At 68.7% G+C, this 22,942-nt stretch carries 21 protein-coding genes; 17 read left to right on the top strand and 4 right to left on the bottom strand.

What is annotated here, in order from left to right; all coding sequences use genetic code 11:
* Positions 1-126: 126 nt before the first annotated feature.
* Both ispG and AAHA49_RS06090 read left to right on the top strand, forming a co-directional pair.
* Complete coding sequence (gene ispG / locus AAHA49_RS06095) at positions 127-1,275, top strand: flavodoxin-dependent (E)-4-hydroxy-3-methylbut-2-enyl-diphosphate synthase (RefSeq protein ID WP_342037609.1); 1,149 nt, start codon at positions 127-129, stop codon at positions 1,273-1,275.
* 11 nt (positions 1,276-1,286) lie between these two features.
* Complete coding sequence (locus tag AAHA49_RS06090; RefSeq protein ID WP_339392529.1) at positions 1,287-2,165, top strand: GNAT family N-acetyltransferase; 879 nt, start codon at positions 1,287-1,289, stop codon at positions 2,163-2,165.
* Here AAHA49_RS06090 and AAHA49_RS06085 read toward each other — a convergent pair.
* Both AAHA49_RS06085 and AAHA49_RS06080 read right to left on the bottom strand, forming a co-directional pair.
* On the bottom strand, positions 2,087-2,569 hold the full coding sequence (locus AAHA49_RS06085; RefSeq protein ID WP_342037608.1) for an RNA-binding S4 domain-containing protein: 483 nt from the start codon (positions 2,567-2,569) through the stop codon (positions 2,087-2,089). The two genes, AAHA49_RS06090 and AAHA49_RS06085, sit on opposite strands and share 79 nt — an antisense overlap.
* A 9-nt stretch (positions 2,570-2,578) precedes the next feature.
* Positions 2,579-3,352 carry an NUDIX hydrolase gene (locus AAHA49_RS06080; protein ID WP_342037607.1) on the bottom strand — a complete coding sequence of 258 codons (774 nt, stop codon included), beginning with the start codon at positions 3,350-3,352 and terminating at the stop codon, positions 2,579-2,581.
* A gap of 154 nt (positions 3,353-3,506) precedes the next feature.
* Between AAHA49_RS06080 and AAHA49_RS06075 the strand changes: the two genes are divergently transcribed.
* Positions 3,507-5,417, top strand: a complete 1,911-nt coding sequence (locus tag AAHA49_RS06075) for a proline--tRNA ligase (protein WP_342037606.1) — start codon at positions 3,507-3,509, stop codon at positions 5,415-5,417.
* A 10-nt stretch (positions 5,418-5,427) separates the two neighbouring features.
* Positions 5,428-6,237: a TSUP family transporter gene (locus AAHA49_RS06070; protein WP_342037605.1), complete on the top strand. Its 810-nt coding sequence runs from the start codon at positions 5,428-5,430 to the stop codon at positions 6,235-6,237.
* A 48-nt stretch (positions 6,238-6,285) separates the two neighbouring features.
* Here AAHA49_RS06070 and AAHA49_RS06065 read toward each other — a convergent pair whose 3' ends face one another.
* Both AAHA49_RS06065 and AAHA49_RS06060 read right to left on the bottom strand, forming a co-directional pair.
* Positions 6,286-7,305: an aminoglycoside phosphotransferase family protein gene (locus AAHA49_RS06065; RefSeq protein ID WP_342037604.1), complete on the bottom strand. Its 1,020-nt coding sequence runs from the start codon at positions 7,303-7,305 to the stop codon at positions 6,286-6,288.
* A complete protein-coding gene (locus AAHA49_RS06060; RefSeq protein WP_342037603.1) occupies positions 7,302-8,324 on the bottom strand; it encodes a hypothetical protein in 1,023 nt (340 codons plus the stop codon). The genes AAHA49_RS06065 and AAHA49_RS06060 overlap by 4 nt, the downstream gene beginning before the upstream one ends.
* 154 nt (positions 8,325-8,478) lie before the next feature.
* On the opposite strand from AAHA49_RS06060, the gene AAHA49_RS06055 reads away from it, so the two are divergent.
* The 13 genes from AAHA49_RS06055 (at position 8,479) to AAHA49_RS05995 (ending at position 22,884) form a co-directional block, all read left to right on the top strand.
* Positions 8,479-8,943, top strand: a complete 465-nt coding sequence (locus tag AAHA49_RS06055) for a ribosome maturation factor RimP (RefSeq protein ID WP_342037602.1) — start codon at positions 8,479-8,481, stop codon at positions 8,941-8,943.
* 109 nt (positions 8,944-9,052) lie between these two features.
* The gene (gene nusA / locus AAHA49_RS06050) at positions 9,053-10,015 is read left to right on the top strand and encodes a transcription termination factor NusA (protein WP_339393533.1); all 963 of its coding nucleotides are present in this window, start codon (positions 9,053-9,055) and stop codon (positions 10,013-10,015) included.
* A gap of 1 nt (position 10,016) precedes the next feature.
* On the top strand, positions 10,017-10,397 hold the full coding sequence (locus tag AAHA49_RS06045) for a YlxR family protein (RefSeq protein WP_342037601.1): 381 nt from the start codon (positions 10,017-10,019) through the stop codon (positions 10,395-10,397).
* A gap of 133 nt (positions 10,398-10,530) precedes the next feature.
* Positions 10,531-13,377: a translation initiation factor IF-2 gene (gene infB, locus AAHA49_RS06040; protein ID WP_342037600.1), complete on the top strand. Its 2,847-nt coding sequence runs from the start codon at positions 10,531-10,533 to the stop codon at positions 13,375-13,377.
* A gap of 115 nt (positions 13,378-13,492) precedes the next feature.
* Positions 13,493-13,930 (top strand): 30S ribosome-binding factor RbfA, encoded by a 438-nt coding sequence (rbfA, locus tag AAHA49_RS06035; RefSeq protein ID WP_342037599.1) that lies wholly within the window; start codon positions 13,493-13,495, stop codon positions 13,928-13,930.
* Positions 13,931-14,135: 205 nt separating this feature from the next.
* On the top strand, positions 14,136-14,993 hold the full coding sequence (locus AAHA49_RS06030) for a VldE C-terminal domain-containing protein (RefSeq protein ID WP_342037598.1): 858 nt from the start codon (positions 14,136-14,138) through the stop codon (positions 14,991-14,993).
* Between the two features lie 19 nt (positions 14,994-15,012).
* Positions 15,013-15,945, top strand: a complete 933-nt coding sequence (gene truB, locus AAHA49_RS06025; protein WP_342037597.1) for a tRNA pseudouridine(55) synthase TruB — start codon at positions 15,013-15,015, stop codon at positions 15,943-15,945.
* 119 nt (positions 15,946-16,064) lie between these two features.
* Positions 16,065-16,703, top strand: a complete 639-nt coding sequence (locus tag AAHA49_RS06020) for a hypothetical protein (protein ID WP_342037596.1) — start codon at positions 16,065-16,067, stop codon at positions 16,701-16,703.
* A gap of 110 nt (positions 16,704-16,813) precedes the next feature.
* Positions 16,814-17,752, top strand: a complete 939-nt coding sequence (locus AAHA49_RS06015; protein WP_342037595.1) for a bifunctional riboflavin kinase/FAD synthetase — start codon at positions 16,814-16,816, stop codon at positions 17,750-17,752.
* A gap of 93 nt (positions 17,753-17,845) precedes the next feature.
* The gene (rpsO, locus tag AAHA49_RS06010; RefSeq protein ID WP_342037594.1) at positions 17,846-18,115 is read left to right on the top strand and encodes a 30S ribosomal protein S15; all 270 of its coding nucleotides are present in this window, start codon (positions 17,846-17,848) and stop codon (positions 18,113-18,115) included.
* Between the two features lie 348 nt (positions 18,116-18,463).
* Positions 18,464-20,701: a polyribonucleotide nucleotidyltransferase gene (locus AAHA49_RS06005; RefSeq protein ID WP_342037593.1), complete on the top strand. Its 2,238-nt coding sequence runs from the start codon at positions 18,464-18,466 to the stop codon at positions 20,699-20,701.
* The gene (locus AAHA49_RS06000) at positions 20,677-22,074 is read left to right on the top strand and encodes a M16 family metallopeptidase (RefSeq protein ID WP_342037765.1); all 1,398 of its coding nucleotides are present in this window, start codon (positions 20,677-20,679) and stop codon (positions 22,072-22,074) included. The genes AAHA49_RS06005 and AAHA49_RS06000 overlap by 25 nt, the downstream gene beginning before the upstream one ends.
* Before the next feature lie 114 nt (positions 22,075-22,188).
* Positions 22,189-22,884, top strand: a complete 696-nt coding sequence (locus AAHA49_RS05995; protein ID WP_342037592.1) for a TetR/AcrR family transcriptional regulator — start codon at positions 22,189-22,191, stop codon at positions 22,882-22,884.
* Positions 22,885-22,942: the final 58 nt, after the last annotated feature.

The following is a 22,942-nucleotide window of genomic DNA, read 5'->3' as shown; positions in this document are numbered from 1 at the left end:
AGGGATCCCACCGGGGCCGACCGGTTGCAGAGGCAGTTGTCGTCCTACAATGAGACTGACTCGTACTTACCCGGCTGCGACGGCTGCGATCCAGCCGCTGACAGCCGAAATGAAGGGATCGTCTTCGTGACATCGGTCAACCTCGGAATGCCCGCGCCTCCGCCTCCCGTCCTCGCACCTCGGCGGAAGACCCGGCAGATCCACGTCGGGAAGGTGGGAGTCGGATCCGACTACCCGATCAGCGTGCAGTCGATGACGACGACGCCGACGACGGACATCAACGCGACCCTCCAGCAGATCGCCGAGCTCACCGCCTCCGGCTGCGACATCGTCCGCGTCGCCTGCCCCTCGGCCGACGACGCCGCCGCTCTGCCTGCCATCGCGCAGAAGTCGCAGATCCCCGTCATCGCCGACATCCACTTCCAGCCGAAGTACGTCTACGCCGCGATCGACGCCGGCTGTGCCGCCGTGCGCGTCAACCCCGGCAACATCCGCAAGTTCGACGACCAGGTGAAGGAGATCGCCGCCGCAGCCAAGGACGCCGGGACCTCGATCCGCATCGGCGTCAACGCCGGATCCCTCGACAAGCGGATCATGGAGAAGTTCGGCAAGGCCACCCCTGAGGCCCTCGTCGAATCCGCCGTCTGGGAGGCCTCGCTGTTCGAAGAGCACGACTTCCACGACTTCAAGATCTCCGTCAAGCACCACGACCCCGTCATCATGGTCCGGGCGTACGAGATGCTCGCCGAACGCGGCGACTGGCCCCTCCACCTCGGCGTCACCGAGGCGGGACCGGCGTTCCAGGGCACGATCAAGTCCGCGACGGCCTTCGGTGCCCTGCTCTCCCGCGGCATCGGCGACACGATCCGCGTCTCGCTGTCCGCGCCGCCGGTCGAAGAGGTCAAGGTCGGCAATCAGATCCTCGAGAGCCTCAACCTCAAGCCGCGCAAACTCGAGATCGTCTCGTGCCCGTCCTGCGGTCGCGCCCAGGTCGACGTCTACACGCTCGCCGAGAAGGTCACCGCCGGACTCGAGGGCATGGAGGTGCCGTTGCGCGTGGCCGTCATGGGCTGCGTCGTCAACGGTCCCGGCGAAGCCCGCGAAGCCGACCTCGGGGTGGCCAGCGGCAACGGCAAGGGCCAGATCTTCGTCAAGGGCGAGGTCATCAAGACCGTTCCCGAATCGCTCATCGTCGAGACCCTCATCGAAGAGGCCATGCGCATCGCCGAGGACTCCGACGTTCCCTCCGGTCCGCCGGAAGTCGTCGTCGGCTGAGAGATCCGGATGTGTTGAGAATCGCTCCACTCGGGCATCGGCACACGGCGTGGCTCAAGAGCCAGCTGACCCTCAACCCGTGCGAGAACGTCTACCTGCTCGCGCTCCTCAACGTCACCGGCACCGCACAGACCGGCTCACCCGGGGGGACGCTCTACGGCATCTTCGACGGTGACCGCCCGGTCGCCGCGTACTGGGTGGGCGGGAACATCATCCCCGTCTCGGCGACCCCGGCGACGAACGAGGTGCTCGCGCGCAAACTCAACGCCGACGGACGCTCCTCGTGCTCGCTCATCGGCCGGCGCGAAGTCATCATGGACCTCGACAGCCGGCTCAACTGGGGCCGACCCCGCGGCGTCCGCGACCGCCAGCCGCTGCTGGCGATCAGCTCCGACCCGCTCGTCGACCCCGACCCCGATGTCAGCCTCGCGACCGTCGACCAGCTGCCGACCGTGTTCCCCGCCAGCGTCGACATGTTCACCAAAGAGGTCGGGTTCTCACCCGTCGAAGGCGGGGAGTCGAGCTACCTCGCCCGGGTCCGCGGCATCATCCGCGGCGGAAACTGCTTCGTCCGCGTCGACACGAGACTCCCGCAGGGCGGTCCAGCGCCGAGGTGGCCGGCCACCGACCGTGCCGAACAGGTCCTGTTCAAGGCCGACATCGGCATCCGCTCACCCCGGATCGTCCAGGTCCAGGGCGTGTGGGTCCACCCCGAGGTGCGCAACCAGGGTCTGGGTGCGGCGGGCATGGCCGCCGTCGTCGCCCAGACCCGAGCGGCCGGGCACCCGACCGTGAGTCTCTACGCCAACGACTACAACGAGGCGGCCCTGCGGATGTACCGACGGGTCGGCTTCGACCAGGTCGGGACGTTCGCCACCGTCATGTACTGATCCGGGCAACCCTCCGGGCGGCGGCCGCGCAACTTGTCGAGCTCACGGCGGTCCTTCTTCGTCGGCCGCCCGAGGCCCTTGTCGCGTTTGGGGACGAAGCCGCGCAGCGCCGGATCGGGGGCCGGAGTGAGATCCTCGTACGCGCCCACAGCGATCTGGGCCCCCGGCCTCGTCGGGAGGATGCCCGTGATCCTCCAGACGAACTCGGCGCCTGACTTGCGCACCCGCACCTCCTGGCCGATCGTCACCTTCTGCGCGGCCTTGACCCGCTGACCGTCGACCTGGACATGACCGCCGCGGCAGGCCTGCGTGGCCATGCTGCGGGTCTTGAACATCCGCACCGTCCACAGCCACACGTCGATGCGCACCGTGCGTCCCGGACTGCGATCGATCTCCATCGTCATGCCCTGGGCTCACTCTCCATCGAGACCGCCCCGGGCATCCTGGCGCAGCGCGATCTCCGAGCGGCGGGTGAAGGTCTGCGCGGGGCGACCACGGCCCTGTGTGACCGCGCGCCCCGTGGCGTCGAGCAGGGGCAACATCGTGCGCCGGAACGTGTCCGCCTGCAGCTCCTCCCCGGCGACGACCTCATGCAGGGCGCGCAGCTGGCGCAGCGAGAACTCCGCGGGCAGCAGACCGAACGGGTCGGGGGTGCGCTCGTGCAACGCCCGGAGCCGGTGCACGGCGACGCGGACGATCTCCTGATGCTCCTCGCTGAGCTCGTGGACGGCATGGACGGGCACGAGCTTGCGGGCGAGCCCGGACTCCGCGCCGGACTCCGCACCGTCGCCACCGTCGGCCCCGGACTCACCGGACTCGCCACCCTCGGCCCCAGGCACGCCATCGTCACCGCCGGCCGCCTCGGCGAGGCCGACATCATCGGCCGAGAGCACGTCGAGGTGGGCGACCGAGATCACCCAGCCGCGGTCGTCGCGGTCGGGCTGGTCGAAGACGTGGAGCTGGACGGGGGAGCGGTCGAGGAGGCGGGCCTTCTCGCGCAGGCACCGGGCGACCGCCTCGGCGAGACGCTCCTGCGGACGCAGGATCGAGCCGGGCAGCTGCCAGTGCCCGTCGCGGGCGAGGGTGAGGAGCACATGGAGGCCACGGTCGGGAACCGGGCAGAGGACGGCAGTGTCGACGGCGACCGAGGGCCGCGGAAACTGCGAAAGCTGGGTGGTGTCAGGCATGCTCTTCACGATCGGGTCAACGGAATCGACAGCGCTGACCAGTCTAGTTGCCCGGCTGAGCGGGGGAGAAACGAACCCCGCGGCGGCGAATGGACGCGCGCGCACGCGTGCGGATAGTCTTCGACTGATACCCCCAGCCCAAGGAGACACACCCATGGCCCTGCGCATGTCGTCGCTGTTCGTGCGGACACAGAAGGAAGACCCGGTCGGTGCCGAGGTCGCCAGCCACAAGCTGCTGCACAGGGCGGGCTACATCCGCAGGGCCGCCCCGGGCATCTACACGTGGCTGCCGCTCGGGCTCGCCGTGCTCCGCCGCATCGAGGCGATCGTGCGCGAGGAGATGGCCCGCGCCGGATCCCAGGAGGTCCACTTCCCGTCGCTGCTGCCCGCCGAGGTGTACAAGCAGTCCGGCCGCTGGGAGGCCTTCGGCCCCGACCTCTTCAGCCTCCAGGACCGGAAGAAGAACGACTACATCCTCGCGCCCACGCACGAGGAGTTCTTCACCCTCCTGGTCAAGGACCTCTACTCGTCGTACAAGGACCTGCCGCTGTCGATCTACCAGATCCAGACGAAGTACCGCGACGAGGCGCGCCCCCGCGCAGGCCTGCTGCGCGGACGCGAGTTCATCATGAAGGACGCGTACTCCTTCGACATCGACGATGCCGGCCTCGACGCCGCGTACGAGGCGATGCGCGTGGCCTACCTGCGCGCCTTCGCCCGCCTCGGCCTGCCCTGCCTGCCGGTCAAGGCGACCCCGGGTGCGATGGGCGGCTCGGGCACCGAGGAGTTCATCTACCCCTCCGAGGTCGGCGAGGACACGTTCGTCCGCTCGCCCGGCGGCTACGCCGCGAACGTCGAAGCCGTCACCTCGATCGTGCCCGCGGCGATCCCCTACGAGGGCACCCCTGCCGCCCATGTCGAGGACACCCCGGACACGCCGACGATCGAGACCCTCGTCGCCGCCGCGAACGCGAACCACCCCCGCAGTGACCGCGAGTGGACGGCCGCGGACACGCTGAAGAACGTCGTCTGCGCCCTCACCCATCCCGACGGCACCCGCGAGGTCATCGTCATCGGCCTGCCCGGTGACCGCGAAGTCGATCTCGACCGGGCCGCCGGCACCGGCATGCTCTCGAACGGTGAGGTCGACCTCGAAGCCGCCACCGCCGAGGACCTCGCGATGCACCCCGAACTCGTCAAGGGCTACATCGGCCCCGGCCTCGACCTCGACAACCCGGTCCTCGGGGCCGAGAGCGCCACGAAGCTGCGCTACTTCCTCGACCCCCGCGTCGTCGACGGCACCCGCTGGATCACGGGAGCCAACGAGCACGGCAAGCACGTCTTCGACCTCGTCGCCGGCCGTGACTTCGTCGCCGACGGCACGATCGAAGCCGCCGAGGTCGTCATCGGCGATCCCGCCCCGGACGGTTCGGGTCCCCTCGAACTCGCCCGCGGCGTCGAGATCGGCCAGATCTTCAAGCTCGGCCGCCGTTACGCCGAAGCCCTCGACCTCACCGTCCTCGACCAGAACGGCAAGGCGACGACCGTGACCATGGGCTCCTACGGCCTCGGAGTCACCCGGGTCATGGCCTGCATCGCCGAGGAGTACCACACCGATGCCGGTCTCCTCTGGCCCCAGCATCTGGCCCCCGCCGACGTCCACATCATCGCCGCCGGCAAGGGCGAGGACATCGCCGAGGCGGCCGAGCAGCTCACCGCCGACCTCGAATCCGAGGGCGTGAGCGTCCTCCTCGACGACCGCACGAAGGTCTCGCCCGGGTTCAAGTTCGCCGACGCCGAGCTCATCGGCATCCCCACCGTCATCGTCGTCGGCCGCGGCCTGGCCGACGGGGTCGTCGAACTCCGCAACCGGTTCGCCGATGAGAAGCGTGAGCTTCCCCTCGCCGAGGTGGTTCCCACGACCGTGGCCGACATCCGTGCCGCGTACGCCCGGGCGGCTGCGGCAGGCGACGCCGCGGTGACCGAGGACGCGATCGAAGCCGCGATCGACGATGCCGAGGCCGCCGCCGAGACCGCCGAGGCGGACTCCGCACCCCGGGCCTGACCCGCAGGCGATGAGCGAGGTCCTCACCGGAGGCATCGACGTCACCCTCGTCATGCTCCTGTGGCTGCTCGCCGCAGGGGCACTGGCGGGGTGGATCGACGCGGTCGTCGGCGGTGGGGGACTCATCCAGCTGCCGGCGCTCCTTCTCGTGCCGGGGATGACCCCGGTGCAGGCGGTCGCGACGAACAAGGTCGGGTCGATCGCCGGCACGACCGCCTCGGCGGTGACCTACCTCAGACGGGTCACCCCGGACCGGTCGGCGACGATCCCCGCGGCGGCGACCGCGTTCCTCGGCGCCGTCCTCGGGGCGAAGCTGGCCACCCTCGTGCCGAGTCAGCTGTTCACCCCGATCATCCTCGCAGCCCTCGTCGCCGTCGGACTCTTCACCCTGCTCAACCCCAGCCTCGGCGCCGATGCCAGCCTCCGGTTCGGGGAGACCTCGAAGCGCCACCATGCGCTGTCGTGGCTCATCGGGCTCATCGTCGGCATCTACGACGGGGTGCTCGGGCCCGGCACCGGATCGTTCCTCGTCATCGCGTTCGTCTCGATCATCGGCTTCTCCTTCCTCCAGGCCTCGGCGACGGCGAAGGTCGTCAACTGGGCGACGAACTTCGGCGCGCTCGTCTACTTCGTCCCCGACGGCCAGGTGGTGTGGCTGCTCGGTCTCGTCGTCGCCGCCGGCAACGTCACCGGCGGGATCATCGGGGCGCGCACGGCGATCGCGAAGGGCTCGGGGTTCGTGCGCATCGTCTTCATCGTCGTGGTCTCGGCGATGGTGCTCAAGCTCGGCTACGACGTCGTCACCGACCTCATCCGGTGACGGCGCGCTGTCTCTGAGGCCCGCCGCTGCGCGGGCGAGGGGCCCGCTTCAGCCGATGGCTTTGAGGGCGTGCGCGTCGACGCCTGCGACGTCGGCGCCCGAGAGGGCGCGGGCGACCCACAGCGAGCGCGCCGCATCGGCGAGCGACTCGGGTGAGCCGCCGCGGGCCGAGCGCAGATACCAGAACATGTTCGTCACCTCACGGGCGACCGCGGCACCGATCCCGTACTGCGGGTCGATGCCGGCATGGACGGCGAGATCGGCGGCGAAGCCCCGCAGCCAGGCCGCCTGATCACGGGGGATGCGCGCGGGGATCTCGCCGAGGCGGTTCCACAGCACGGGTGCGATCGTGTACGCGGTCGGTCCCGACAGCGGCTGCGGGTCGATCGCCTTCCACGTCGCCACCCCCGAGGCGTCGGGGTTGCCGGCGAGGATGTTGTAGTAGTGGAGGTCGGCGTGGATGAGCCAGTTCTCCTCCGAGGCCGCGAGCGTGTGCATCCACGTCCGGGCGTACGAGAGCACGTGCCCGTCCTCACGCCCCGTCTCCGACCAGCCGCTGAGCAGCGCCGTGTCCGCCTCGAACGTCGACAGCCACCCGGTGGCCATGTCCTGGACGCGCATGAAGTCCGGGCCCGCAGGGATCTCGAGCGACTTCTGCAGTGCACCCCACACCGGAGGCACATCGGGCAGCGGCAGCACGGAGAGGTTCGCCTTCGTCCGCAGCCGCTCCTGCAGTGTCACCCGGAAGCTGCGATCGTCCCTGATCACCCGCACCGCCCCGTGACCGTTCCACATCTTCAGCGCGCGCAGCGCCTGGGAATGGGCGGCCGTATGCGCCGAGGTGGGGGCCGCGAACCGGAGCACCCCCTGGTAGTTCTCCTGGGTGAGGACGGGGATGACGAGGCTCTCGCAGCCCGCCCACGGGGAACCGGGCACCTCGTCGAAGCGGAGGTTCCACCGGTCGCAGAGCTCATTGGCCATGAAGTCGAGCGCCGAGACCCACGCGTCGGTGCGTGCGGTGCCGATGATGTCCCGCGTCGACCGGTAGAGGACGGGCGGAACCTTCACGTCCCGGCTCCGGCAGACTGGGCTCCAGCGGTCTGGGCTCCGGCGGTCTGGGCTCCCGCGGTCTGGGCTCCCGCGGTCTGCGGGCCGTCGGCGTAGGAATAGCGCAGAGGCTGGGGGGCGGCGAAGACCTCACGCGCCCTGGCCGACTCCCACAGCCGCAGGGCCGCGCGGGGTTCGGTGCGCAGCCACGGCAGCAGTGCGGCCGTCACGGCGTCTTCGAGGTTGAGCGCGAGCTGCCCCGCCGAGCGCGCATCCGTCGGGGTGGGGTCGAGCGTCCAGGCCGGAGCGTCGGGGTTCGCCGCCTTCTCGCCGAGGTTCTCCAGCATCTCACCGGCCAGCGAGCCCAGCGACTCGAGCCGGGCGACGGCACTCTGACGTTCCCGGCTCTTCCGGTCGAAGCGCACCGCGAGACGCTCATAGCCGTACGCGGCCGCACGCGCCTGATCGAGGATCGTGTTCCACTCCTTCGCCCCTGCCGGAGGGCTCGCGGACTCCTCGGACCCATCGGCCGCCTCGGTGGGAGGGGCAGTCGCATCGTCGTCGGCGTCGACGAAGGCGGCGCGGATGCGGGAGTCCGCGCCGTCACGGATCTGGCCGCGCACGGTGCCCGCGGTGAGCGCGCACCCGGTTGCGACATCGGTCAGGACGGGGATGAGACCCGATCCGAGATCGGCGACGACGTCGAAGACGGCACTCGACACCGCCTCGGCGGCCTCGATGAAGGTCCGGGGCTGCTCAGTCGGGGGAGCCTCTGTGGCAAGCTCAGTCGGCGGGGCCCATTCGGGACCGATCGCCGCCCGGAACGCTTGGAGATCCTCCCCGGCGGTGTCGGGATCGCCGTCGGACACGGTGGTCTGGGCGAGGATGCGGGCGATGCGGTTGCGCAGCGCCTCACTGGCGTCGAGCCGAGGAACGTCCGGGGGAGTGTCGAGGCGCAGTCCGCACCCGGAGAGGAGACCGAGTCCCGCCCCTGCCGCGCCGACGATGAGGACGGAACGACGACTGACGGGAAAACGCATAGGCCAATCGTAGCCGATGCCGGGCATCTGCCCGGGGTCTCGCATAGGGTGGGATGAACCGGTGACGGGACGGTCGCCAGGGTGCCCGAGGCACCAGGCGATCAGGCTGTCTATCGGGACGGGAACGGGAACCGAGGAGAGGATCGGAGAGAGCATGGACGAGGACGTCGCACGGATCGAGGGACTGCTGCGCGAACCCCTGGCAGCGGCCGGATTCCACCTCGAGACCGTCAAGGCGGTGGCAGCAGGACAGCGGCGCACGCTCACCGTCGTCGTCGACCTCGACGAGTCGAGTGCGGAGCCGATGTCGATGGACAAGATCGCGGAATCGACGCGGATCGTCGGCGACACCCTGGAGACCGTCGAGATCTTCCGCGACAAGCCCTACCAGCTCGAGGTGACGAGCCCCGGGGCGACCCGCAGGCTCGAATGCCCGCGGCACTTCCGGCGGGTCCTGGGACGCCGCCTCGACGTGAGCACGAAGAAGGAGAACTTCAAGCTCGATCTCGAGGAGGTCGGCGAGGAGGCGATCACCGGCACGGATCCGGCTCGGAAGGAGAAGCGGACCGTGGGTATTGACGACATCGTCAAGGCTCAGGTGGAGCTGAAGTTCCGGTGAGCCCGACTGCGATAGACTGTTCTGCCTGCATAAGTGAACACCGACAATTCAATGCTCCCGGGGCACGACAGCACGCCTGCGCACCCAGGGGCCGGAGAGGATAAGGGCCATGGATATCGACCTCGATGTTCTGCGCGTCATCGAACGTGAGCGCGAGATCCCGTTCGACACTCTGATCGAACTCATCGAGCAGGCACTGTTCCTTGCCTACCAGAAGACCGAGGGGGCGTGGCCCGATGCCCGGGCCGAACTCGACAAGTCCAGCGGCGAGGTCCGCATCTGGGCCGTCGAGTTCGACAACGACGACAACCCGATCGGCGAATTCGACGACACCCCCACCGGTTTCGGCCGCATCGCCGCGCAGACCGCGCGCCAGGTCATCCACCAGCGGCTGCGCGACGTCGAGGACGAGACCCTGCTCGGGTCCTTCAAAGGCCGTGAGGGTGAGATCGTCTCCGGCATCATCCAGCAGGGCCGAGATCCGCAGATGGTTCAGGTCGACCTCGGCGAGGTCGAAGCCGTCCTGCCCCCGCACGAGCAGGTCCCCGGCGAGGAGTACAAGCACGGGACCCGACTGCGCGTCTACATCGCCGACGTCCACAAGGGACCCAAGGGCACCTCGGTGACGGTCTCCCGCACCCACCCCAACCTCGTACGTCGGCTCTTCGCCCACGAAGCCCCCGAGATCGCCGACGGCACCGTCGAAATCGTCTCGCTCGCCCGTGAGGCAGGCCACCGGACGAAGCTCGCCGTGCGGGCGACGAAGCCGGGGGTCAACGCGAAGGGCTCATGCATCGGCGAACTCGGCTCCCGGGTGCGCGCGGTGATGAACGAACTCGGTCAGGAGAAGATCGACATCGTCGACTACAGCGACGACCCGGCGAAGTTCGTCGCCCACGCGCTGTCCCCGGCGAAGGCGACCCGCGTCGACATCCTCGATGCCGCGAACCAGGAGTCCCGGGCCGTCGTGCCGCGCGACCAGCTCTCGCTGGCGATCGGCAAGGAAGGGCAGAACGCCCGCTTGGCCGCGAAGCTCACCGGCTGGAAGATCGACATCGTCGCCGAAGACTGAGGTGCGGCGGCAGGTCGCTGACAAGGCGCCTGAGCGCCATCGCGTGATCCCGACCACGTCGGTCGGTGGCGCCGGGCGGAATAGAAGTGCTGTAGAATTGTTGACTGTGAATGCTGGCGGTGCACCTCAACGGACGTGCATCGCCTGCAGGCAGACAGCGGATCGGGACGAACTCACACGCTTCGTGTATCGCCCCGACGAGCAGCCGGCCATCGTCCACGACGTGTCAGCGACACTGCCGGGACGGGGAGCCTGGATGCACCCGGATGCGAAGTGCCTGGAGAAGGCACGGACATCTGCTCCCTTCGCTCGAGCGTTTCGAACGAAGATCACCGCTTCGGATCTCCCGAAGCCGGACACCGAACCCAGACTGAACGGGTAGCCAAGAATGGATGACAAGTAGTGAGTGTCGTGCGATGACACCCTCACCGGAATTCGAGAGAGCAGTGTAATGAGACCTGCTCTTCATTGATGAGGTTCTTTCCTGACCGGGAAGGAACCCGGACAGGAGAACTGTGGCAAAGCCCCGTGTCCATGAGCTCGCGAAAGAGCTCGGCACAACCAGCAAGATCGTCCTCGAGAAACTCAAGGACATGGGCGAATTCGTTTCGTCCGCCTCCTCGACTCTCGAAGCCCCCGTCGTGCGACGGGTGAAGGAGGCATTCGCCGATTCCGCGCCTGCCTCAGGCAAGGCCGGCGGCGAGACCGCCAAGAAGCCGGCCGCCAAGCCCGGCCAGAAGTCCGCGGCCAAGCCCGGAGCCCCGGCGGCCAAGCCCGCCGCGAAGCCCGGAGCCAAGCCGGCGGCGAAGGCCGAGACCCCGGCGAAGCCCGCCGCGAAGTCGGCTCCCAAGCCTGCCGCGAAGCCCGCACCCGAAGCCGCACCGGCACCGGCCGCCGACGAGGCGCCCGCACGTCCCGCGGCTCCGAAGCCGGCCGGCGCACCCAAGCCGGGTGCAGCCAAGCCCGGTGCCCCGAAGCCCGGCGGTCGCTCCGGCGGCGCGGCAGCGCGTCCCGGCAACAACCCCTTCGCCGCCTCCCAGGGCATGCCGAAGCCCGGCGGACGCTCCGGCGCCCCGAAGCCCGGCGGCCGTCAAGGTGGCCAGGGCGGTGCCCGCCCCGGCAACAACCCGTTCGCGAACTCGCAGGGCATGCCCAAGCCGGGTCAGCGTCCTCCGCGTCCCGCCGGTGAGGCCGGCGCTGCCGGACCGCGTCCGGGCGCCCCGCGTCCGAACCCGTCGATGATGAAGAACTCCGCGCTGAACAAGCCCGCCCCCGGCAGGGGACGCGGCGGCGGTCGCGGCAACGCTCCGGCCGGTGGACCCGGGGGAGGCCCCGCGGGCGCTCCCGGCAACGCCCCGGCAGGTCGTCGCGGACCGGGCGGAGGCCCCGGCGGCGGCGGTCGCGGTTCCGGTCGCGGTCGCGGCAGCACCCAGGGTGCGTTCGGTCGCGGCGGCGGACCCCGGCAGAAGGGCCGGAAGTCGAAGCGGGCCAAGCGCGCCGAGCTCGAGCAGATGCAGGCACCGTCGATCGGCGGCGTCACCGTTCCGCGCGGTGACGGCGAGACTCCGCTGCGCCTGCGCCGCGGCTCCTCGCTGGCTGACTTCGCCGAGAAGATCAACACCGACCCGACGAACCTCGTCACGGTGCTCTTCCACCTCGGCGAGATGGCGACGATCACCCAGTCCCTCGACGAGGACACCTTCCAGGTGCTCGGTGAGGAGCTCGGCTACAAGATCGAGATCGTCTCTCCCGAGGACGAGGACCGCGAACTGCTCGAGACCTTCGACATCGACCTCGACGCCGAAGCCGCCGAGGAGGACGACGACGATCTCGTCGCCCGCCCGCCGGTCGTCACCGTCATGGGTCACGTCGACCACGGTAAGACGAAGCTGCTCGACGCGATCCGCTCGGCCAACGTCGTCGCCCGTGAGGCCGGCGGCATCACCCAGCACATCGGCGCCTACCAGGTCGCCGTCGAGCACGAGGGCGCCGAGCGTCAGATCACCTTCCTCGACACCCCGGGTCACGAGGCGTTCACCGCCATGCGTGCCCGCGGTGCGAAGTCGACGGACCTCGCGATCCTCGTGGTCGCCGCCGACGACGGTGTGATGCCGCAGACGATCGAAGCGCTCAACCACGCGCAGGCGGCGAACGTGCCGATCGTCGTGGCGGTGAACAAGATCGACAAGGACGGCGCCAACCCGGCCAAGGTGATGCAGCAGCTCACCGAGTACAACCTCGTGGCCGAGGAATACGGCGGCGACACGATGTTCGTCCCGATCTCCGCGCTCAAGCGCGAGGGCATCGACGAGCTCCTCGAGTCGGTCCTGCTCACCACGGATGCCGCACTCGACCTGCGGGCGAACCCGAACAAGGCCGCCCGCGGCATCGCGATCGAAGCGAAGCTCGACAAGGGCCGCGGCGCCGTCGCGACCGTCCTCGTCGAGTCCGGCACCCTGCGTGCCGGTGACGCGATCGTCTGCGGCACCGCCTTCGGACGTGTGCGTGCGATGTTCGACGAGAACGGCAACGCCGTCACCGAGGCAGGACCCTCGCGTCCCGTCCAGGTGCTCGGCCTGTCCTCCGTCCCGCGTGCCGGCGACTCGTTCATCTCCACCGATGACGACCGCACGGCCCGTCAGATCGCGGAGAAGCGCGACGCCATCGAGCGCAACGCCGCCCAGGCCCGTGGCCGCAAGCGGATCAGCCTCGAGGACTTCACCAAGGCACTCGCCGAGGGCAAGGTCGACATGCTCAACCTCATCCTCAAGGGCGATGTCTCCGGTGCCGTCGAGGCGCTCGAGGACTCGCTGCTCAAGATCGACGTCGGCGACGAGGTCGACCTCCGGATCATCCACCGCGGCGTCGGTGCGATCACGGAGAACGACATCAACCTCGCCACCGTCGACAACGCTATCGTCATCGGCTTCAATGTCCGGCCGGAGGCCAAGGCCCGCGACCTGGCCGACCGCGAAGGCGTCGACGTGCGCTACTACTCGGTCATCTACCAGGCGATCGACGACATCGAGAACTCGCTCAAGGGCATGCTCAAGCCCGAGTTCGAAGAGGTCTCGACGGGCACCGCGGAGATCCGCGAGGTCTTCCGGTCCTCGAAGTTCGGCAACATCGCCGGCTCGATCGTCCGCTCCGGGGTCATCACCCGCAACTCGTCGGCGCGGGTCACCCGCGACGGCGTGGTCATCGGGGACAACCTCAAGGTCGAATCGCTGCGTCGGTTCAAGGACGATGCGACCGAGGTCCGCGAAGGCTACGAGTGCGGTATCGGACTCGGCACCTTCAACGACCTGCGCGTCGGTGACATCATCGAGACCTTCGAGATGCAGGAGAAGCCTCGCGACTGAGTCCTGAGGCGATGACAGACGGCGGCCGGTGCGTTCACGCACCGGCCGCTGTCGGACCCGTAGACTTCTTTCCAGCACAGGCCGGTGTCCCACCGGCACGGACAAAGGACAGCACATGGCAGACGCAACCCGCGCACGCAAGATCGCCGACCAGATCAAGGTCATCGTCGCGAGCACGATCGAACGCAGGCTCAAGGATCCCCGGCTCGGCTTCGTCACCGTCACCGATGTCCGCGTCACCGGCGACCTCCAGCACGCGACGATCTTCTACACCGTCTACGGCGACGGCGCCGACCTCGAATCCACGGGCAAGGCCCTCGAATCCGCGAAGGGCTTCATCCGCTCCGAGGTGGGCAAGGGCCTGACGATCCGGTTGACCCCGAGCCTCGAGTTCATCGCCGACGCCGTCCCCGAGGAGGCCCTGCGCCTCGACAACCTCCTCGCTCGAGCCGCTGCCGACGACGCGCGCATCGCCGATCTCAAGAAGGATGCGAAGCCGGCCGGGGACGCCGATCCCTACCGGAGGTCCGAGACGGAGACCGACGAGGCCTGAGCCGTCCGTCGAGGTCAGGGCCGTATGGCGCGTGCCCTGACCTCACCGGCCCGTCCCGCCGAGACGGGCCCCGGATCGGGTGCGGAATGCGAGGGTGCTCACAGCGGGCAGAAAAATCCTGCGTAACAGTTTTGTTATCTTTCCGAGATGGTCTAGACTTTTTCGGGTAACGATCTGATTACGACTCTGTTAAGGGATTTCTGCATTGGGTAAGCACTCCTCACCAAAGCCCGGTTTCGCCAAGCAGCTGTTCCGGGACCTCGCTCCCGCGGCCAAGCGCTCGACGGGCCGGCACTCGGCTGATGCCCCCTCGACGGCCACGTCGGTGCTCGCCACGGTCAAGCAGCGGCCCGTCGTCGCAGCGATCGCTGTGCCGGCTGCCGCCACGGCCGCCGTCGTCGGCTCGACCGTCGTCATGGGACCGCCGCAGACCGGCGAGGTGACGACCGAGGCCGCGAGCACGACGCAGCAGGAAGCGACCGCCTCCACCGGTGTGAGCCAGGAGGAGATCGAGAAGCAGCGCGACGAGGCCGGCGAGAAGTACATCGAGGACATCAAGAAGGATCCCAAGTACAAGAACAAGACGTCGAAGACGACGCTCAACGTCAAGACCCCGAAGCCCGAGCCGACCGAGTCCTCGAGCGCGAAGGCGAGCAAGGGCTCGAGTGAGAAGTCCTCGAAGAGCTCCGGCAGCACCCCGTCGGGCGTCGAGACGCCCCCGTGCAAGGTCTCGTCCTCGATCGAGTCGACCCTCCTGCCCAACGCGGTCAACGGCTACCGCGCCGTGTGCGCGAAGTTCCCCGAGGTCAAGACCTACGGTGGACGCCGTTCGGGTTCGGGCACCTCTGACCACTACACCGGTGAGGCCGTCGACATCATGATCGCCGGGTCGACCGGCGACCGCATCTCCGAGTACCTGATCAAGAACGCGAAGGCGCTCAACGTCAAGTACGTTATCTTCGAACAGCGCATCTGGATGCCCGGTCGCGGCTGGAAGTCGATGGAGGACCGCGGTTCGGCGACGCAGAACCACATGGACCACGTCCACGCCTCGTTCAACTGATTTTCGACCCGAGCCTCAGGTGAACGACTCTTCCCCACAGGGCATCCTCGTCTGCGACAAACCGCAGGGGCTGTCCTCCCACGCTGTGGTCTCGCGCATCCGCCGGTGGTTCGGCACCCGCAAGGTCGGCCATGCCGGCACTCTCGACCCGATGGCCACGGGCGTCCTCGTCCTCGGGCTCGGCCGCGGCACGAAGCTGCTCGGCCACATCACCGGGGTCTCGAAGACCTACGATGCGACGATCCGCCTCGGCGCGGGCACTCCGACCGACGATGCGGACTCCGAACCCGACCTCATCACCGACCCCGCCGTCCTCGCGGCGGTCGCCGATGCCGACATCGAGACAGGCGTCGCGGCACTGCGCGGTCCCATCGATCAGGTGCCCAGCGCGGTCTCGGCGATCAAGGTCGACGGCAAGCGCTCCTATGCCCGGGTGCGCGCCGGTGAGGACGTCGTCCTCGAGCCCCGCCGGGTCGAGATCGACCGTTTCGACATCCTTGAGACCCGCCGCGACCTCGGTGCCGGGCACATCGACGTCGACGTCGTCGTCGACTGCTCCTCGGGCACGTATATCAGGGCACTGGCCCGCGACCTCGGCGCCGACCTCGGCGTCCATGGACATCTCACCGCACTGCGCCGCACCCGGGTCGGGCCCTTCGACCTCGGGGCGGCTGTGACGATCCCCGAGGACCTCGACTCTCCGACACCGCCGCTGCTTCCCCTCGCCGAGGCGGCCGCGGCCCTCCTGCCGACCGTGAGCGTCGATGCCGCCGGGGCGAAGGCCCTCATGCAGGGCAAGTCCCTCGCCGGCCCCTGGGCATCCGGGGGAGAGGCGCTGGCATCGGGTGCCGAGGTGGCCGTCATCGGCGACGGGGAACTCGTCTCGGTCGCGGAGATCCGCGGGGACAGCAGCCTCAAATCCCGCACCGCCTTCGCCATCGGCCTCGCCTGAGCGGAACCGTGGTCACAAGGGGGCGACGTGTGGATCCAAGTTACAAGCAAAAAGCTTGTAATAGGAAAATACAATCAAATCTCTTGTGAAGCTTCACTGGAGTCTGCTCTACTGGACTCATGTATGTCATGACGATCGATCAGTGGGCATCGCGGTCAGACGGCGATGATGTACCCACTCTGCTTACCGCCCTCGCCGGTGTGCCCACCGTGCTGCCCTTCGCACGGACGATCGGCGATGAGGCGCAGGGGGTCATCGATGACCCCGGTGCAGCGACCATGGCCGTGCTGCTGACGGCGCAGCTGCGGCGATGGCACATCGGAATCGGCATCGGACCTGTCGACACCCCGCTTCCCGAGATGGCGGCAGAAGCTCACGGTGATGCCTTCTATCGCGCACGTTCCGCGGTCGAGGCTGCGAAGAACGCGCCGGCGCATCTTGTTGTCGACTCAGGCGGTGACACTGCTGCGGGAGGTCTGGCGGAGGGAGCCCTGCGGACGTTGGTGTGGACCGTGGAGACCATGCGGCCCGAATCGATGCGGTACATCCTTGCGCGACTGACTTCGCCCGATGCGCCGCAGGCGGCCATCGCATCGCAGTTCGACGTCTCCCAGCAGGCAGTGTCCCGAGTGCTGTCCCAGGGTGGTGCGGACATCGTCGCCGCTGCGATGCGCCTGGCCGAAACTCACCTGCGTGAAGCCGGCGACCAGGCGATGTCGGCTGCGGAAGGCGCGGCCCCACATGGAGGCGGCGCATGAGCATCTGGATCGACGTTCTCAGAAGAGCTCGCCTCGCCTGAGAGCCGCGGTTCGCACGCGCCACACCTCTGCGATACTCTGAGTCGGTGCACGGAAGGAGCAGGGCTCGAGTGGAGATCTATCACGGACTGGACGAGGTCCCCAGAGACGGCATCGGCACCGTCATCACCCTCGGCAACTTCGACGGCGTCCACCGTGGCCACCAGACCGTGCTGCGGGCCGTGGCCGCCGAGGCGAAGGCGAACTCACTGCGCTCGGTCGCGATGACCTTCGACCCGCACCCGCGCACGATCCACCAGCCGCAGACGCCCACGCAGATGATCACGAGCATCCGCCAGAAGTCGCAGCTCATCGCCGAGACCGGCATCGACGCCCTCTTCATCCAGCCCTACGACCTCGACTTCGCCGCGCAGACGCCCGAGGAGTTCGTCTCCCGCTACTTCGTCGACGGCCTCGACTGCCGGTGCGTCGTCGTCGGCGACGACGTCCGCTTCGGCCATGACAACGCCGGCACCATCGACACGCTGCGCCGCCTCGGCGAGGTCTACGGCTTCACCACCGTGACGATCGACGAGGTCGGACGTGGGGGACGGTTCTCCTCCTCCCGGATCCGCGACCAGATCATCGCAGGCGATGTCGCCGAGGCGGCCGATCAGCTCGGCCGCTACCACCGGGTCGAGGGCACCGTCGTCCACGGCGACGCCCGCGGCCGCGACCTCGGCTTCCCTACGGCGAACCTCTCCGCCGACGGCGAGGGCCTCATCCCCGCCGACGGCGTCTACGCGGGCTGGGCGAGCTTCTCCGGTGAGGACCACCCGTTCCCGGCCGCGATCTCCGTGGGCACGAACCCCACCTTCAACGGCTGCGACCGTCGGGTCGAGGCGTACGTGCTCGACAAGGAGTTCGGGGAGTTCGACGTCTACGACCGGCACATGGTCCTCGAATTCGTCGCCCGCATCCGCGGTCAGGTGGCCTTCACGGGCCTCGACGCGCTCATCGCGCAGATGCACGAGGACATCGCCGATGTGCGCGAGGTCCTCCACACCTGATAAGCTGATCTCTGCCGTTTTCACCGGCCGCGGTCCCATAGTGCCGGAACTGTCAGGTTCCGACGCCGCGCAACGAAACGTTAGGAGAACTCCATGGCTCTCGACACTGCCACGAAGCAGGAGATCATCAAGGAATACGGAACTCACGAGGGCGACACCGGTTCTCCCGAGGTTCAGGTTGCCCTGCTGACCCGCCGGATCACGGATCTCATCGAACACTTCAAGGATCACAAGCACGACCACCACTCGCGTCGCGGCCTGCTGCTCCTCGTCGGTCAGCGCCGTCGTCTGCTCAAGTACCTCCAGCAGGTCGACATCGAGCGCTACCGTTCGCTCATCAAGCGCCTCGGTCTGCGCCGCTGACGTCCTTCGGCCGAGGACTCCTCGGCCGGCTCAGCCTCGCTGAGCGGACACAGACCTGACGAACGCCCCGCCACCTCGGCGGGGCGTTCGTCGCATTCACACCACGAAGCGCGGGTGAGCGGCGGCTGGGAGCAGGCTCACCGTCCGGACAGGCCACCTGCGGTAGACTGACCGGCGGACGCCCATGGACGTTTCGGTCCTCGGTAGTGGCCTCCGGAGTCAACCCCGTGCGGGACAGGTTCCGTGGGCCCCGATCGATGACCGGCCCCGGTTCCATGGCGTCTGAGACACTGCCCGCCGGGGCGGCGACCCTCTGTTGCCGCGTCCGGCATCGAACAAGGAGATTACGTGGGAACCACCCCTGAATCCACGGTCGCAACGATCGACAACGGTCGCTTCGGCTCGCACACCATCCGCTTCGAGACCGGACGCCTGGCCAACCAGGCCGCCGGCTCCGCCGTCGCCTTCCTCGACGACGACACCATGCTCCTGTCGGCCACGACCGCCGGCAAGCACCCCCGCGAGGGCTTCGACTTCTTCCCCCTGACCGTCGACGTCGAAGAGCGCATGTACGCCGCCGGCCGCATCCCCGGCTCGTTCTTCCGCCGTGAGGGCCGCCCCTCGACCGACGCGATCCTCACCTGCCGCCTCATCGACCGCCCGCTGCGCCCGTCCTTCGTCAAGGGCCTGCGCAACGAGGTCCAGGTCGTCGTCACCGTGATGTCGATCAACCCCGACCACCTCTACGACGCCCTGGCCATCAACGCGGCCTCGATGTCGACGCAGCTCTCCGGTCTGCCGTTCTCCGGCCCCATCGGCGGCGTGCGCATCGCCCTCATCGACGGCCAGTGGGTCGCCTTCCCCAACTACTCGCAGCTGGACGACGCCGTCTTCGACATGGTCGTCGCCGGTCGTATGGTCGGTGACGACGTCGCCATCATGATGGTCGAGGCCGAAGCCACCGACCACGCCCTCGACCTCGTCGCCACCGGTGCCAAGGCCCCCACCGAGGAGGTCGTGGCCGAAGGCCTCGAAGCCGCGAAGCCCTTCATCGCCGAACTCTGCCGCGCCCAGCAGGAGCTCGCCGACCTCGCCGCGAAGCCGACCGTCGAGTTCCCCGTCTTCCGCGACTACCAGGACGACGTCTTCGAGGCCGTCAAGGAGCTCGCCGAGGCGAAGCAGACCGAGAACTTCCAGATCGCCGACAAGCAGGAGCGCGAAGCCGCCGGCGAAGAGCTCCTCGCGGAGCTCTTCGACAAGCTCGGCGAGCGCTTCGCGGGTCGCGAGAAGGAGATCGCCTCGGCGCTCAACGCCCTGACGAAGCAGATCGTGCGCAAGCGCATCCTCACCGAGCAGATCCGCATCGACGGACGCGGACTCAAGGACATCCGTCCGCTCTCGGCCGAGGTCGACGTCATCCCGCGCGTCCACGGCTCCGCCCTGTTCCAGCGCGGTGAGACCCAGATCCTGGGCATCACCACGCTGAACATGCTCAAGCTCGAGCAGCAGATCGACTCGCTCTCGCCGGTGACGAGCAAGCGCTACATGCACCACTACAACTTCCCGCCCTACTCGACCGGTGAGACCGGCCGTGTGGGCAGCCCCAAGCGCCGCGAGATCGGCCACGGGGCACTGGCCGAGCGGGCGCTCGTGCCCGTGCTGCCCAGCCGCGAGGAGTTCCCGTACGCGATCCGTCAGGTCTCCGAGGCCCTCGGCTCGAACGGGTCGACCTCGATGGGCTCGGTGTGCGCCTCGACCCTGTCGATGCTCTCCGCCGGTGTGCCCCTGCGCGCCCCTGTGGCCGGCATCGCCATGGGCCTCGTCTCCGACGTCATCTCCACCGACCAGGGCGAGCAGACCGCGTACGCGGCGCTGACCGACATCCTCGGTGCCGAAGACGCCTTCGGCGACATGGACTTCAAGGTCGCCGGCACCCGTGACTTCGTCACCGCGATCCAGCTCGACACGAAGCTCGACGGTCTGCCCTCCTCGGTGCTCACCGCCGCCCTCAAGCAGGCCCGTGAGGCCCGCATGGTCATCCTCGACGTCATGGCCGAGGCCATCGACGCCCCGGGTGAGATGGCTGCCACGGCACCGCGGATCATCTCGGTGACCATCCCGGTCGACAAGATCGGCGAGGTCATCGGGCCCAAAGGCAAGATGATCAACCAGATCCAGGAGGACACCGGCGCCGACATCAGCATCGAGGACGACGGCACCGTGCTCATCGGCGCGACCGACGGCACCTCCGCCGAGGCGGCCCGGTCGATGATCAACGCGATCGCCAACCCGCAGGTCCCCGAGGTCGGCGAACGCTACCTCGGCACCGTGGTCAAGACGATGAGCTTCGGCGCCTTCGTCTCGCTCACCCCGGGCAAGGACGGTCTCCTGCACATCTCCGAGCTGCGCAAGCTCAACGACGGCAAGCGCGTCGAGGACGTCGAGGACGTCGTCAGCGTCGGCCAGAAGGTCCAGGTCGAGATCACGAAGATCGACGACCGCGGCAAGCTCTCGCTCGCTCCCGTCGTCGACGGCGATGACGAGTCCGAGGGCGCCGAGGGATCGGACGAGGAGTCGGAGAACTGATCTCCCGCTCAGCGCACACCGGGGAGGACGCACCGATCGCTCGGTCCGTCCTCCCCGGTGGTCTCACCGTCATCACCGAGCACATGCCGGGACTCGCCTCCGAGACCATCGGCATCTGGGTCGCGGCCGGTTCGCGTGACGAATCGGCTGCGACGGCCGGTTCCACCCACTTCCTCGAGCACATGCTCTTCAAGGGCACCTCGACGAAGGACGCCCTGACCATCGCCGCCGCCTTCGACCGCACCGGCGGGGACTCGAATGCGATCACGGCGAAGGAATTCACCTGCTACTACTCGCGGTGCCTCGTCACCGACCTGCCCGCGATCACCGCGCTGCTGCTCGACATGGTCTCGGACTCCACCCTCGATCCCGGTGAGTTCGAACGCGAACGCGGCGTCATCATCGAAGAGCTCGCGATGGCCGCCGACGATCCGGGCGACGTGCTCTTCGAGGACTTCGACGCCCTCGTCTTCGGCGATCACCCGCTCGCCCGACCGGTCGGAGCGACGAAGGAGCAGATCCGCGTCCTCGGCCACCACACCCTGCTCGACCACTACGCCTCGACGTACGTGCCGGGCCAGCTCATCATCGCCGCCGCGGGAGGTGCCGACCACGCAGAGGTCGTCGGCATGGTCGAGGCCGCTCTGGCCGAGACCGGCGCCTTCGCCACCACGGTCGCCCCGGAGGCGACGGCTGCCGCGGACAGCCTCGGTGGGAACGGCATCATCGGCGGGAACGGCATCATCGGGGCGGGCGGACGTCCGCACGCGGCCGCCTCGGCGCGGACCGAACCCGTCTTCCACACCGGGCGCTCGCACACGTCGAAGGACACCGAGCAGCTGGGGATGCTGCTCGGCTGCCAAGGACTGCCCGAGGGCCACCCGGACCGGTTCGTCTACTCCGTGCTGCTCACCCTGCTCGGCGGCGGGATGTCCTCGCGGCTGTTCCAGAGCATCCGCGAGGAGCGCGGACTCGCCTACGCCGTCAACGCCACGGCCAGCCAATTCACCGATGCGGGCACCTTCGGGATCTACGCCGGCTGCAGCCCCGAGAACGGCCAGGCCGTCCTCGACCTCGCACTGACCGAATGGGACCGGCTGGCCCAACGCGCACCGAGTCGCGCCGAACTCGACGAGATCGTCTCCCAGCTCTCGGGGTCGATGGTGCTCGGACTCGAATCCTCGGCCGCGCGGATGAACCGCCTGGCCCGAGCCGAGATCTTCGGCATCCCGATCGAACCCCCGCTCGACCTCATCGAACGGATCCGCTCGGTCACACCCGAACAGGTCTCCGGCATGGCCGGGCAGCTGCTCGGCCAGCCCAAGGCGCTCTCCCTCGTGGGACCGCCCACCGACGTCGCCCTGCGGGACTGAGTGCCGGCGGGTCTGTTCGCCGATGAGGACTGAACGCCGATGAGGACTGAACGCCGGTAGGGACGCGCCGCGGAAGTGGGGAGGCGTGGCCGGAGTGAGAGGGAGGAGTCGAGCATGAGTCGCAAGAGCGCCTCGGCGCGCCGTGAGGAGATCCTCGCGGCCACCATCGACGAGATCGAGACGACCGGGCTGCGGGCCCTGCGCGTCGCCGACGTCGCCGCGCGCCTGGGCCTGAGCCCCAGCCTCGTCATCTACCACTTCCAGACGAAGGAAGCCCTCGTCGCCGCCGCCTTCGCCCATGCGGGGGAGAACGATCTCGTCCTCGCCCGCGAGATCGCAGGCGACGACGAGCCGGCGACCGAGCGGCTCACGCGTCTGCTCACGTGGTATCTGCCCAGCGGGTCGACCCGCAGCTGGACGATCTGGATGGACGCGTGGTCGTCCGCCCTCTTCGACGAGCAGATCCGGTCGACTCTCACCGTCCTCGACGAGGAATGGCACGCCGTCTTCGCCGGAGTCATCCGCGACGGCGTCGGGACCGGGGAGTTCGCCGTCGACGACAGCGCGGGCGACGACGGCGACGACTCGGGCAACGGCGACGGCGACCCGGTTGACGTGAACCCGGACGAAGCGATTCCGGGCGACGGGGACTCGGGCGACGCGATCACAGTTGCGGCGACCCGGATCCTCGCCTTCCTCGACGGTCTCTCCGTGCGCCTTCTCGTCCGCGGCGGCGAGGTCGAAAGAGCCACGATGATCGGCTGGGTCACCGACTTCGCCGACTCCCTGCTCGGCCGCGGCGAAGACTGAGGAGAAAGCCTCTGCGGCGCTCTTGACGCGCCCCGGTCCAAGGCGACAGACTGGTGTC

Origin of the sequence: Brevibacterium ammoniilyticum (assembly GCF_038429965.1) — a bacterium.
Classification (GTDB): Bacteria; Actinomycetota; Actinomycetes; order Actinomycetales; family Brevibacteriaceae; genus Brevibacterium; species Brevibacterium ammoniilyticum.
The sequence above is the reverse complement of the archived record's forward strand: the minus strand, read 5'-3'. Positions and strand labels throughout refer to the sequence as shown.